Source organism: Alteraurantiacibacter buctensis, from assembly GCF_009827655.1.
Lineage (GTDB): Bacteria > Pseudomonadota > Alphaproteobacteria > Sphingomonadales > Sphingomonadaceae > Alteraurantiacibacter > Alteraurantiacibacter buctensis.
The window spans coordinates 197,780-209,364 of sequence record NZ_WTYV01000006.1 but is presented as its reverse complement, the minus strand read 5'-3'; the positions used below and the strand labels follow the sequence as shown (position 1 = coordinate 209,364).

19 protein-coding genes and 1 tRNA gene are annotated in these 11,585 nt (G+C 65.4%); 8 read left to right on the top strand and 12 right to left on the bottom strand.

Annotated elements, in window-relative coordinates:
- The first annotated feature begins 29 nt into the window (after positions 1–29).
- The gene (locus GRI99_RS14820; protein WP_160772839.1) at positions 30–461 is read left to right on the top strand and encodes a DUF6152 family protein; all 432 of its coding nucleotides are present in this window, start codon (positions 30–32) and stop codon (positions 459–461) included.
- A gap of 14 nt (positions 462–475) precedes the next feature.
- Here the strand turns inward: GRI99_RS14820 and GRI99_RS14815 are convergent, their stop codons facing one another.
- Together GRI99_RS14815 and GRI99_RS14810 are read right to left on the bottom strand one after the other, a co-directional pair.
- Complete coding sequence (locus GRI99_RS14815) at positions 476–946, bottom strand: heme-binding protein (protein WP_160772838.1); 471 nt, start codon at positions 944–946, stop codon at positions 476–478.
- Between the two features lies 1 nt (position 947).
- On the bottom strand, positions 948–2,024 hold the full coding sequence (locus GRI99_RS14810; RefSeq protein ID WP_160772837.1) for an acyltransferase family protein: 1,077 nt from the start codon (positions 2,022–2,024) through the stop codon (positions 948–950).
- 227 nt (positions 2,025–2,251) lie between these two features.
- Between GRI99_RS14810 and GRI99_RS14805 the strand changes: the two genes are divergently transcribed.
- Positions 2,252–3,406 carry a glycosyltransferase family 4 protein gene (locus GRI99_RS14805; RefSeq protein ID WP_160772836.1) on the top strand — a complete coding sequence of 385 codons (1,155 nt, stop codon included), beginning with the start codon at positions 2,252–2,254 and terminating at the stop codon, positions 3,404–3,406.
- On the opposite strand, the gene GRI99_RS14800 is transcribed toward GRI99_RS14805, so the two are convergent.
- Together GRI99_RS14800 and GRI99_RS14795 are read right to left on the bottom strand one after the other, a co-directional pair.
- Positions 3,398–3,868, bottom strand: coding sequence for a hypothetical protein (locus GRI99_RS14800; protein ID WP_160772835.1), 471 nt, complete (start codon positions 3,866–3,868; stop codon positions 3,398–3,400). The two genes, GRI99_RS14805 and GRI99_RS14800, sit on opposite strands and share 9 nt — an antisense overlap.
- A 74-nt stretch (positions 3,869–3,942) precedes the next feature.
- Positions 3,943–4,611, bottom strand: coding sequence for a PadR family transcriptional regulator (locus GRI99_RS14795; protein ID WP_237438367.1), 669 nt, complete (start codon positions 4,609–4,611; stop codon positions 3,943–3,945).
- 94 nt (positions 4,612–4,705) lie between these two features.
- Here GRI99_RS14795 and GRI99_RS14790 point away from each other — a divergent pair, with 94 nt between their 5' ends.
- The 3 genes from GRI99_RS14790 to GRI99_RS14780 all read left to right on the top strand — a co-directional run bounded on the left by GRI99_RS14790 (position 4,706) and on the right by GRI99_RS14780 (position 7,060).
- Positions 4,706–6,016 (top strand): replication-associated recombination protein A, encoded by a 1,311-nt coding sequence (locus GRI99_RS14790; RefSeq protein ID WP_160772834.1) that lies wholly within the window; start codon positions 4,706–4,708, stop codon positions 6,014–6,016.
- Positions 6,013–6,897: a hypothetical protein gene (locus tag GRI99_RS14785; RefSeq protein ID WP_160772833.1), complete on the top strand. Its 885-nt coding sequence runs from the start codon at positions 6,013–6,015 to the stop codon at positions 6,895–6,897. Before GRI99_RS14790 ends, GRI99_RS14785 begins: the two co-directional genes overlap by 4 nt.
- Before the next feature lie 87 nt (positions 6,898–6,984).
- A tRNA-Thr gene (locus tag GRI99_RS14780) sits at positions 6,985–7,060 on the top strand.
- On the opposite strand, the gene GRI99_RS14775 is transcribed toward GRI99_RS14780, so the two are convergent.
- The 8 genes from GRI99_RS14775 to GRI99_RS14740 form a co-directional block, all read right to left on the bottom strand.
- Positions 7,026–8,078 carry a tyrosine-type recombinase/integrase gene (locus tag GRI99_RS14775; RefSeq protein WP_160772832.1) on the bottom strand — a complete coding sequence of 351 codons (1,053 nt, stop codon included), beginning with the start codon at positions 8,076–8,078 and terminating at the stop codon, positions 7,026–7,028. The genes GRI99_RS14780 and GRI99_RS14775 overlap by 35 nt on opposite strands.
- Before the next feature lie 153 nt (positions 8,079–8,231).
- A complete protein-coding gene (locus GRI99_RS14770) occupies positions 8,232–8,426 on the bottom strand; it encodes a hypothetical protein (protein ID WP_160772831.1) in 195 nt (64 codons plus the stop codon).
- Positions 8,419–8,625, bottom strand: coding sequence for a hypothetical protein (locus tag GRI99_RS14765; protein WP_160772830.1), 207 nt, complete (start codon positions 8,623–8,625; stop codon positions 8,419–8,421). Before GRI99_RS14765 ends, GRI99_RS14770 begins: the two co-directional genes overlap by 8 nt.
- Positions 8,622–8,873 carry a hypothetical protein gene (locus GRI99_RS14760; RefSeq protein ID WP_160772829.1) on the bottom strand — a complete coding sequence of 84 codons (252 nt, stop codon included), beginning with the start codon at positions 8,871–8,873 and terminating at the stop codon, positions 8,622–8,624. The genes GRI99_RS14765 and GRI99_RS14760 overlap by 4 nt, the downstream gene beginning before the upstream one ends.
- The gene (locus GRI99_RS14755; RefSeq protein WP_160772828.1) at positions 8,863–9,297 is read right to left on the bottom strand and encodes a DUF551 domain-containing protein; all 435 of its coding nucleotides are present in this window, start codon (positions 9,295–9,297) and stop codon (positions 8,863–8,865) included. Before GRI99_RS14755 ends, GRI99_RS14760 begins: the two co-directional genes overlap by 11 nt.
- On the bottom strand, positions 9,284–9,463 hold the full coding sequence (locus GRI99_RS14750) for a hypothetical protein (protein ID WP_160772827.1): 180 nt from the start codon (positions 9,461–9,463) through the stop codon (positions 9,284–9,286). The genes GRI99_RS14755 and GRI99_RS14750 overlap by 14 nt, the downstream gene beginning before the upstream one ends.
- Complete coding sequence (locus GRI99_RS14745) at positions 9,460–9,681, bottom strand: hypothetical protein (RefSeq protein WP_160772826.1); 222 nt, start codon at positions 9,679–9,681, stop codon at positions 9,460–9,462. Before GRI99_RS14745 ends, GRI99_RS14750 begins: the two co-directional genes overlap by 4 nt.
- Positions 9,682–10,145: 464 nt before the next feature.
- Entirely contained in the window at positions 10,146–10,643 is a 498-nt protein-coding gene (locus GRI99_RS14740) for a hypothetical protein (protein ID WP_160772825.1), read from the bottom strand.
- Between the two features lie 109 nt (positions 10,644–10,752).
- Here GRI99_RS14740 and GRI99_RS14735 point away from each other — a divergent pair, with 109 nt between their 5' ends.
- The 3 genes from GRI99_RS14735 to GRI99_RS14725 are packed head-to-tail and all read left to right on the top strand — an operon-like array spanning position 10,753 to position 11,584.
- The gene (locus GRI99_RS14735; protein ID WP_160772824.1) at positions 10,753–11,205 is read left to right on the top strand and encodes a hypothetical protein; all 453 of its coding nucleotides are present in this window, start codon (positions 10,753–10,755) and stop codon (positions 11,203–11,205) included.
- Positions 11,202–11,393 carry a hypothetical protein gene (locus GRI99_RS14730; protein ID WP_160772823.1) on the top strand — a complete coding sequence of 64 codons (192 nt, stop codon included), beginning with the start codon at positions 11,202–11,204 and terminating at the stop codon, positions 11,391–11,393. Before GRI99_RS14735 ends, GRI99_RS14730 begins: the two co-directional genes overlap by 4 nt.
- A complete protein-coding gene (locus tag GRI99_RS14725) occupies positions 11,390–11,584 on the top strand; it encodes a hypothetical protein (protein ID WP_160772822.1) in 195 nt (64 codons plus the stop codon). Before GRI99_RS14730 ends, GRI99_RS14725 begins: the two co-directional genes overlap by 4 nt.
- The last annotated feature ends 1 nt before the right edge of the window (position 11,585 follow it).

The following is an 11,585-nucleotide window of genomic DNA, read 5'->3' as shown; positions in this document are numbered from 1 at the left end:
TGGGTGAGAAAAATTTCGAGGGGAAGTCGATGGCAAATCATGTGGTGAAGGCGCTGTGCCTGGCCGGTCTGGCAGCGATGCCGCTTTCGCCTGTCGGGCCGGCTTCAGCGCATCACAGCACGGCAATGTTCGACGCGTCGCGCACGGTGATCCTGTCGGGCACGATCCGGGAATTCCAGTGGACCAATCCGCATTGCTGGATCCAGATCAACGCCGCCGGTGCCGATGGCCATGCGGCCCGGGAATGGAGCATCGAGCTGGGCAGCCCCAACACGATTTCGCGCGGCGGCTGGCGGCGTACCACGCTGGTTCCCGGCCAGCGCGTGAACATGGTGGTCAATCCCATGCGCGATGGCTCGCCCGGGGCTGCGCTGGTCAGCGTGACGCTGGCCGATGGCCGGACCTTCGGCCCGCAAGGTCGCCCGGTGCGGCCGGAGGATGCCGCCCCGCGCCCGCAATAGCCGATCCGCCGGGCTTACGGCGCGCTGGCAAGCAGGCCCGCCGCCGCGATCCCCGCCACACCGCAGGCGGTGTCTTCGCTGCTGGCGGCCCCGGACACGCCGACCCCGCCCAGCGCCACGCCCCCGGCGGTGAAGATCGGCGTGCCGCCTTCCCAGCTTGCCAGCCCCGGTGCGCCCTGCCCCCAGTTGGCGGTATCCTTGCTGGCGACGTGAATGGTGGCCGCGCTGCGCCCTTTCCACATGGCAAAATCGGCCACGGCCGTGGGCGTGCCATCGGCATGGGCAAAGGCGATCAGCCGCCCGCTCTCGTCATAAACGGCAACCGCCACGGTCAGCCCCCGCTCCGCCGCAAAGGCCAGGCAGCCGTCGCGGATGGCAGCAGCAGAGGCATAGTCGAGCATGGGGCGCGCGGTCTGGGCCAGTCCCGACCCGGCACCTAGCAGGAACGGAACCAGTGCGGCGAAAGTGGCAAAGATTTTCATCATGCTATCCTCCCCTTGCAACCGAAGTGGGCCCATTCCAGCGCAAGCCGATGGTGGCTGCGAGGGGCGGCACACACCGCACAAGCACCCACGATGCGAACAGCACGGCGGCGACGTATACGGCGGCAAAGGCCGGGCTGGTCCAGCCCAGTTGCCGCATCGCCGCTTGGAAAACCTGCTGGATGGGATAATGGATAGCGTAAAGCGCAAACGACATTTCGCCCGTGAATGCCGCTGCACGGGCGGACCACGCCGGCGGCTCCAGCCGGGCACCCAGAACGACCAGCGCGGGCGCGATGGCCACAACGAACAGGGGCGCAAACCAGGCTTGGACTGCGACGGCCAGGTCAAGCCGCAGGATCGCCAGAAAGGCTACGATCGCCAGGAACGCCAGCAGCGAAGCGTTGCGTGGCCGGGCAGGCAGAAGCCGCGCGATCAGCACGCCCACTGTGAAGGCAAAGCCGGTGCGCGCCAGCGGGATGATCGGCTGGTCCCAGCCCACCCCCGGCACCAAGGCCGGGTCGGCGGACGGGGGCACCGGGATCGACAGGGTGTAGAGGTACAGCACCAGCAGCAACAGCGCGACCCCCGACAGCATCCGCGTGCCGAGGCGCGCCAGGACGGCCACCAGCGCGAGGTTGGCAAGGAGTTCATAAAACAGCGACCAGGCCGGCAGGTTGAAGGGGAACAGTACCGGAGCTAACGGATCGGGCAGCATGGCGAAGTTGAACAGGGCCGCATGGGCCATGAACCGCGGGCTGAGGTGTAACGGAGTTTGCAGCACATAGCACAGCAGCGCCCAGGCAGCGCCGATCAGGCTTCCGGAGAGGAACAGCGGGTAGAGCCGCCTGAACCGCGCCTGCATGAATGCCGCCACTCCCATGCCATCGGCAAACCGGCGGGCATAGGCCTTCATCAGGACAAAACCCGACAGCACGAAGAAGAAATCTACCGCCAGCGACCCTTGCGGCATCAGGTCGGCATTGAAATGCAGCAGCGCCACGGCAATGGCCGCCACGGCGCGCATTCCGTCCAGCGTGACGTAGCGGCCGTGGCCCGAAGAACCGCTGTTGGCGCTCAATCCAGGCAACTCCTGCGGGGGCCGGCATACATGCAGGACCGGGCCCCGCCTCCCCCGATCGACTGGCTTCGCGAAGGCGATTACGGCGGGAAACCGGCTTCGTAAACCCCCCAGGGTTGTCCGCGATGGGTGCACAAAAGCGTCAGCCCGCGGCAAAATGCAGGGCTTCGCAAGGGGCCAACATCACCCCTACCCAGCAGGACGATCCTGTCCTAAGGCACGGCACCATGGAGATCGCCGGCCTGCGGATTGCCCTGTTCAGCGGCAACTACAACATGACCACCGACGGGGCGAACCGGGCGCTGAACCGGCTGGTGGAGTATCTCCAGCGCCACGGTGCCACGGTGCGCGTCTATTCCCCGGTGAACGACCGGCCCGCGTTTGCGCCGCAGGGCACGCTGGTGCCAGTGCCCTCGCTGCCGATCCCCGGCCGCAGCGAATACCGCATGCCGCTGCCCCTGCCCGATGCGGCGCTGGCCGATATGGCGCGGTTCGATCCGCATCTGGTCCACATCTCCTCGCCCGATTTCGCCGCCTGGTCGGCGCTGAAATGGGCCCGGGCGCGCGGCCTGCCGGTGCTGGCATCGGTGCACACCCGGTTCGATACCTACCCGCGCTATTATCGCATGGGTTTCCTGGAAGGGCCGCTGAAGGCGATCACCCGCAAGGTCTATTCGCGCTGCGATGCGCTGGTCACGCCATCGGAAAGCATGGCCGAGGTTCTGCGCGAGGAGCGGATGAACGAGGATATCGGCATCTGGTCGCGCGGGGTGGACCGCACGATCTTCTCGGCCGATCGCCGCAGCCTGGAATGGCGCCGCTCGCTGGGCATCGCCGATGGCGAGGTGGCCGTGGGCTTCCTGGGCCGCCTGGTGATGGAGAAGGGCCTCGACGTGTTCGGCGCCTGCGTTGCCGAACTGGCGCGGCGCGGCGTGGCCCACCGGGTGCTGGTGGTGGGTGAAGGGCCGGCGCGCGATGCTTTTGCCCAGCTTGTGCCGGGAGCAGTCTTTGCCGGGTTCCAGAGCGGCACAGACCTTGGCCGGGCCGTCGCCAGCATGGATGTGCTGCTGAACCCCTCGGTCACCGAAACCTTCGGCAACGTGACGCTAGAGGCGATGGCCTGCGGCGTGCCGGTGGTGGCGGCACGGGCCACGGGCAGCACCAGCCTGGTGCTGGATGGCGAGACCGGGCGGCTGGTCCCCCCGGGTGATGCGACCGCCTTTGCCGATGCCGTGGCCGCCTATGTGGCGGATCCCGCGCTGCGCCAGGCCCACGGCGCGGCGGGCGAGGCGCGCAGCCGCGGCTATTCGTGGGATGCCATCAACGGCGCGATGGCCGAAGTCTACCTGCGGCTGGTCAACCGGCGCCGCGGATCAGCCTAGCACGCCGTTATCGCGCTGGGCCCGGGCATAGAGCGCCAGCATGACCATGACCGCGAACACCACAGCCACCGTGGCATAGGTGAGTGAACTGTCGGTCATCCCCGGCACCGGATTGGCAAGGGTATAGGCGTTGGAGCCCACCAACCCCGCCAGCGAGGCGAGATACGCCGGATAGGCCCAGGCCCGTCGCGCCAGCAGCAGGACAGACCCGGCCACCGCACCCCATACGCCAACGGCCCAGATGAAATCGGCCCACAACGGGAAGCCTGCGAAGTAGGAAACGGCCACGTCCGCATCGATGCCAAAGGGCTCCACGGCAGCGCCGATATAGGCCCGGTCACCCACTTGCGACATGACATAATCGTAGGCGCCAAAGCCCGTGAACATCAGCGACAGCACGCCCACCACCCACAGGTGCCACGGGGCCGCATCGCGCAAGTCAGCCTCTTCGGTCTGGTCCATCCTGCCCCCCTCTCCGGTCGCAAGCGTGGCGGGGCATTACCACAGCTTTGCGCCGGAGAGGAATGGGCAAGCGTTCAGAGCCGCTCGATCTTGCGGGCCGCCTCGTCGATCAGGTCGACGATCTGCTCGACTTTCGCCTGGTCGAGGCCAGCGGCGCGCTGGTGGTGCAGGGCATTGCGCAGGTTCTCCATCGCCCGCTGCACCTGCCGGTGCGAACCGGAGCGGCGCTCCTCGCCCAGCGAGGAGAGGCGGGCGATGGCGGTGGCGGCAGCCTCGGCATCCTGCTCCAGGGCAGCCGTGCCGGCGGGGGTAATGGCAAAGACCTTGCGGGCGCTTTCGTCAGGCAGTTCGGAAACGGTGCCTTCGTCCAGCAGCAGTTGCAGCGTGGGGTAAACCGTGCCCGGGCTGGGGGCATAGGCCCCGCCGGTCAGCTCCTCGATCGCCTTGATCAGGTCATAGCCGTGGCGCGCCTGCTGGCTGACGAGGTGCAGCAGCACCAGCCGCAGTTCGCCTGTCCGCAGCATGCGCCGCCGGCCACCGCCGCCACCACGCGGTCCCCCGCGCCCGCCGCCGAACGGGCCTTCGCCTTCGAACGGATCACCGTGGCCGAACGGGCCGCCGGGGCCGGGGAAATGGCCGCGATGCGGGCCCTTCATGGCGCCGTGGCCTCCGCCCCGGCGCATGCCCTTGAGTGCGCGGCGCATGGCCCGGCGCAGTTCGTGTCTGTCAGTATCGGTATACATCAAGTTCCTTTCTCTGATGTGTTCCGATATATCTTAGTAAATCGATAGGTCAAGACCCCTCGCCCTTTTGGCCGCGCCATCCTATCTCCCACCCATGGCCGATCTCTTCCTCGACGACAGCCCGCAACCCGCTGGCGAGCCTGCGGCAGACGCCCCGCTGGCCGACCGGCTGCGCCCGCGCGACCTGTCCGAGGTGATCGGGCAGCAACACCTGACCGGGCCGGAAGGGGCCATCGGCCGGATGGTCGCGGCAGGCCGCCTGTCCAGCATGATCCTGTGGGGCCCGCCGGGCACCGGCAAGACCAGTATCGCCCGCCTGCTCGCCGCCGCCGTGGGGATGCGGTACGAAGCGGTGAGCGCGGTGTTCAGTGGCGTGGCAGACCTGCGCAAGGCCTTTGCCGCCGCCGAGGATGCGCGGAAGATGGGGCAACGCACCCTGCTGTTCGTGGACGAGATCCACCGCTTCAACCGCGCCCAGCAGGATGGCTTCCTGCCCTTCGTGGAAAGCGGTGCGGTGACTTTGGTGGGGGCGACCACCGAGAACCCCAGCTTCGAGTTGAACGCCGCACTGCTGTCCCGCGCGCAGGTGCTGATCCTCCATCGCCTCGATGCCGCCGCGCTGGAGAGCCTGCTGCTCCGCGCCGAGGAACTGGAAGGCCCCCTGCCCCTGACCGCCGACGCCCGCGCCGCGCTGGTCGCTAGCGCCGATGGTGACGGGCGCTTCCTGCTCAACCAGGCGGAAACGCTCTATGCCGCACGGATAGCCGAGCCGCTCGACCCGGCGGGCCTTGGTGCCTTCCTGCAGCGCCGTGTGGCGGTGTACGACAAGGACCGCGAGGGACATTACAACCTGATTTCCGCGCTGCACAAGGCGGTGCGCGGGTCCGATCCGCAGGCGGCACTCTATTACCTGGCGCGGATGCTGGTAGCAGGCGAAGAGCCACTGTTTCTGGCCCGCCGCCTGGTGCGCATGGCGGTTGAGGATATCGGCATGGCCGATCCTGCCGCGCTCACCCAGTGCATCGCGGCCAAGGATGCCTACCAGTTCCTGGGCAGCCCGGAAGGCGAACTGGCGCTGGTGCAGGCCTGCCTATACCTCGCCACCGCGCCCAAATCGAATGCAGCCTACATGGCGCAGAAGGCTGCCTGGAAGGTGGCGAAAGACACCGGCAGCCTGATGCCGCCGATGAACATCGTCAACGCGCCGACCAAGCTGATGAAGGACGTCGGCTACGGCAAGGGCTACACCTACGACCACGACGCGGCGGAGGGCTTTTCCGGCGACAACTACTGGCCTGACGACCTGCCGCCGCAACCGTTCTACCAGCCGGTCGAACGCGGCTTCGAGCGCGAGGTGAAGAAGCGCCTCGACTACTGGGACAAGCTGCGGCGGGAGCGGGGATGAGCCGCTTCCAGTATTTTCTCGCGGTCGACTGGTCTGGTGCGCGGGGGCAATTCCACAAGGGCATTGCCCTCGCCCTGGCCCATGCGGACGGCGGCCCGCCGGTGCTGGTGCCGCCCGGCCCGCGGGGGTGGAGCCGGAGCGAGGTGCTGGACCTGCTGCGCGCCCTGCCCGGGCCAACGCTGGTGGGCATGGACCTTGGCATTTCGCTGCCGTTTGCCGATTGCGGTGCGTTCTTTCCCGGATGGGAGGAAAGCCCGGAAGACGCCCGCGCGCTGTGGGCGCTGGTGGACCGGCTGAGCGCGGCCGACCCCCACTTTGCCGCCGATGGCTTTGTCAGCCACCCGCTGGCCGCCGCCTTTTTCCACCACGGCGCGGTGATGGGCGCGCGTTACCGTTGCGACGGGGCTGAGCATCGCAGCGGTCGCCTGCGGATAACCGAGGTGGCCCAGCGCAATGCCGGGTGCCGCCCACACAGCAACTTCAAGCTGGTGGGCAACGGCCAGGTGGGCAAAAGCTCGCTGACCGGGATGCGGGTGCTGCACGCCCTGGCGGGTGCGGTGCCGGTGTGGCCGGTCGATCCCGATCCGGGGCATGGCTCGCTGATCGTGGAGATGTATACTGCGATTCCCGCGCTGGCAGTGGGCCGCAAGCCGTCTGCGACCAAGTTCCTCAGCTACGAGGCGCTGAACGAGGCCTTTGCCCACCCGGCCATCGCCTCGCCCGCCCTGGCGGGTTCCGGCCCGCTGACTGACCATGAGGGCGACGCCCTGCTCACCGCCGCCTGGCTGCGCCGCGCGGCCCACCGGCAGGAGTTGTGGCAGCCGCAGGGGATGACCGGGCACATTGCCCGCACGGAAGGCTGGACCTTCGGCGTGGCTTGAGGCTAAGGGCAGCCGGCCCTCAAGCAGCGAAGCGGTAGGGCGGACAAGTTTGCCCTCAAGCAGCGAAACGGTAGGGCAAGCGAGAGTGCCGGTTTAGCTCAGTTGGTAGAGCAGTTGATTTGTAATCATCAGGTCGGGGGTTCAAGTCCCTCAACCGGCACCATTTTTTTCTTGCGGTTTACAGGCTTGCGTAAACGGGCCGCTCTTTCCTTGGCCACGCGCACCCGGTCAACATACTTAGCGCGGATCGCTGCGACCCGTTTCGCCGTCCAGCCAATGACGTTCGCAATCTCGCCATCGTTGAACCCGGCCACCGCGAGTCTGGTGATGAAAGTCCCCCGCAAATCGTGGAAGTGGCGGTCAAAGCCAGCGGGCCTATGGTTGCGCCAGCTTGATTGGAAGCCGTCCGTGGTCCACGGTTCACCCGCCAGGTTGCGCAGGATGACCCCCTTGCCGCGCTTGCCGAGCGCCTTGCGCAGTTCGGGGTAAAGCGGAATGACCGCCTCACCGCCTGTTTTGGCGGTTGTGAGCGCGATATAGTCCCTGCCCACCATCTCCCATGTCAGGGCCAGCAAATCCCCCAGACGCAGCCCTGTGAGGCTTCCTAGCGCCAATACGCGGTGGATGTGCGGCGGCGCCTTTGCAACCGCCTGCCAGTGACGTTCTTCCCAGACCTTATCGGCGCGGTTGGTCTGGTGCAGGTGTCCGATACCGGCGGCGCGGTTCTCGAATATGTCCGCGTTGTCCATTGCCCAATTCAGGACCGTGGACAGCATCCCGACGCAACGGTCAGCCGCGCGGGGGGTGTCTGCCATCTCGTTGCGCCACGCGACAATCTCCCGCCTGATTTCGTGGCCATTGAAGAACCTGATCGGCACCTTGCCAAAGCGGTCGCTGATTTGGTCAAGCCGCAGGCGGTATTCCCGCTTCGTGGTGTCAGCCTTGGCGGCGAACTCTGGCGAGGCACGGTAGGCATCAATCACGTTGTCGAACCTGTCAGATGGCCCCCGCTGGCGTTTCTCGGCATAGGCCAGTGCAAGCAATTCTGGCGTAATGGCAGGCTTCTTGCCGTCCTGTGTGTAGATCGGCGGCCCATTCCGCCATGCATAGACGTGCCATCGCGTCTCACCGCTGGCGAGCCGCTTCGGGACGATGTGAAGGCCGGTTGATATACTGCGCAAGGGAGTCGCCTGCGTTAGAGTTGGCAGGCGGGCTAACCCGCACGTAATCGGGGCCTATGTCAACGGTGCATTGCGTCAGGTCGATACCGCGCGCCGCCAGCAGATCCAGCGCCGCGTTCGCTTCGGCCAGCGGGATAAGGCGACGGCGTGCCGTCATTCGCCTGCCTGCCTGTGCGCGCCAGCTTCGATCTGGTTGGCCAGTTGTTCGCAATAAGCGGCGTTTCGTTCCAATCCCGCAAGCGTGGCAGCGGACCAATCAGGCAACTTGGCAGCGAGGCCGATCATGTCCACCGCGCCGCCCCGCAGCCACGCCACAATCGCCGCCCGTTCCTGTTCTGCTTCAGTCATGGCGGGTCTGCCTCTGCAAAATAGTGATCCGGTCATCATCAAGCCCCTTGCCCAGCCCTTCGGTGTAAAGGTCCAGCAATGCAGCGAGGTAGCCCTTCTGAAAGTCGGTATCGGCAGGGTCCATCAGGTAGCCCTTGAAGACCCGCTCAATGTAGCGGCTTGCCTTTTCGACATCGAAGCTGACGATCTGCGCGCTCACCGGCCTTGCTCCTGTAGGATGGTGCGGACGGCTAGGCCGAGCGGGGTGAGGCGCGTGTCACTGGAAACCGCATCGACAAATGTAATTAGCCCCGCCATTTTTAGTGCGAGGCCATCCGGCGACCAAAGTGGAAGCCAGTATTGAGGCGCGTTTCTTCCGCGCCATTCCTGTGTATTTCGATGCATCGTCAACGCCTCCCGCTGCGCCTTGGTCAGCTTCCCCGCGATCACGCGCGCTTCATCCTTCATGGGAACCTCCTGCGGTGCGGATGGCGGGCGGAGTGGGAAGCGGCTGCCAGTGGGTTGGGTTCTCGTATTCCCCGTAATAGCCGCTGTCATACCAAGCCGCCTGCCAGCAGTTATAGTTGAACTGGGCGGATACAACTGGCGGCTGCGTTTCCCCGTCCCAGCCATAATCAAATTGGCCACCAGTCAGTTGAACCCACGTCCCATCTCTCGGAGCCGTCTCAATCGGCTGCCACTGGTCCTCGAACAGCACCGGGCGGGCGGCTGCTACACTGGCGATGCGGTGGCGGGCGAAGGCTTCCCATAGCAATTCGGTTTCGCTTCGCCCCTCTGTCAAAAAGCGGTGTTGGTGCCGTTTAGTGGCCTCGCGATCCTCCTGCGTTACCGCCACAGCCTCCACCGCTTCCGTGGTTTCATTCCGTTCCATCATTCTTCTCCAGTTCGCGGCGCACGGCGAGGTCTTCACCCAACATGCAAATAGTAGCGCAGGCGACAGTGGGGTTTGTCAGCACTTTCCATGCCGCCCACAGACGAAAGCCCAGCGTGAAGTTGGCGGAAGTCAGGTAAATGTCAGCGACCTCCCGCGCGTTCATGGCTTCGGCTCCAGGGCGGCGCGGGCGTTGCGGAGCGCTTGGTCAATGTGCGAAGGGCGTGCAGCAATGGCAGTAGGTCGGCAATTCCACAGGATTGAGGCGGCGTAATCTATTACCACCAGCGCAGCGGTCAGACCCTGTTTGGTGCGCTCCACTTCCGCTTCCAGCGCGGCGATGCGGGCGTGTAAGTCCTCGTTGCCGCTCTTGCCGACAAACATGCTGCACAAGTCGCGCGTGCTCCAGCCATGATCGGAACAGGGGCGACCGCAAGCGAGACACCGCTCCACCAGCCCGCTCACTTCTCCGCACTCCCTGCACGGAGGGCGGTGAGGGCGGGTGCGGAATGACGTAATGCCTCATGGCGAGATTTGCGTTCGCTATACGGAAGCCTCTCCATTTGGCCCACCTCAATGCATCCTTCGACCTCTGAGCAGTGCAACATGCCGGTTTCCCGACACGCTTGGCACCACCAACCCAGTCGATCATCTTCAGCCTCGATCAGCGCGGTTCGGTCAGTCATGGTCATGTCAGCACCCAAAGTGTTAGAGGATAGAAGAACAGGGCCAAGCCCCACCAAAGCGCGCCCCGAACGTAGTGCCGCTTTGTCCAAACGGTGCACCAGTAGGACACCACAAGGGTTGCCCCCGCCGCCATTAGGATGATGCCCAAGGCGAGTTCCAAGTTAGTCCGTGGCATCGGTCGCACTCCCTTGGGCGAGGGCGGCGGTAAGTAGACCATCGAGCGGCATCCAAAGTGTCGGTAAGTCGCTGGTCAGGTCTTCGCCTTGGGTGGAAAACCAGAAGCAGTCCCCCTCTGGCGGATGCGCCGGAGAAGACAGGTGAGCGTCTTCCTCGACATAATGCGCCATGAAGATGCCCGCGTCCTCGCGAAATACGATGACCACAGTCCCATCTTTTGGGGCGCTGGCAAAAGGCCGCCAATCAGCCGCCGACAAAAGGGCATCAGCCAGAACAGCCCCCTCCACCGCAGCACGCGGCACAAGCTGGCCGGTGCGCTCATTCCATGCGGCGATGGCTTCTTCTGGGGAACGCGCTGACGGCCCATCAAAACCGCATTGGCATCCGACGCGCCACCATCCCCCTGATGACCGCCACGGTTCTTGTTTATCGCCATCGCACCACGGGTTCGGGCACGGCAAAAGCGCGGCGGGGTCTGTCACTGTGCGGACTCCTTCGTGATGGTGAGGGCGTGGCGCGCGAGAATTTCTTCTAACCGCGCAGCCTTCAATTGTTCCGTCTGCAACGTCCAATCTCTGCTCGCGTAGCCCAATGACGACCCGACAATCCACGGCCCGTAGGACCACCTATTCCGCTTCAAACGCGGTCGATGCGCTGGCCCGCGCGCTTACCGAGATCAAGGAAGAGGACGGCCTGACCGATGCCGACATTGGCGCGGTGCTGGGCAAGTCCGACGATCAGGCGGCGAAGTATCGCACCGGCCTTGCCACGATGGACGCTGTGACGTTCGGGCGCGGCAAGAGGGAATGGAACGGACGCTTCACCGGCTACTTTGACCGCCTGTGTGAGGACAGCCGCCCCGGCAAGGTGTGTGACCACTCTACCCTTACCGCCCTGCTGGACCTTGGGGCCAAGCTGGCGAAGGCGCTGGAGAACGGCACAATCGACGCTGGCGAGGTTCGTGACCACCGCTCTGAACTGGAGAACGTGCGCGACCTGATCGACGCGCAACTGTCCAAGCTTCGTCCGGGAGCGGCGGCATGAGCGCGACCATAACCTTGGGCTTGTGGATCATCCCCACCATTGTCTCCGCATTCGCCATGATCTGGTGCAGCTCGCAGGACTATCGCGGCGACTACAACTTTAACGCCCTGTTTTTCGTCCCCGTGACCGCGCTTATCATTTGCGCCGCATGGATGATCTACTTCGGCATCGGGTGGGCGCTGTCATGAAGCACCATTTCACCCGCCACCCCGACACGGGCCGCGCCACCGAACTGGACCCGTCCACGTTCGCCCACCCCGAGGAATTTCAGCGCGAACCCTACAACCCGTGGGGAATGCGCTTCGTGTTTGCCTGGTGCGCCTTTGCGGCGGGCCTGCTGGCTTGGGGCGTGTGGGTGCTGATCGACGCAGTTTTTTGAA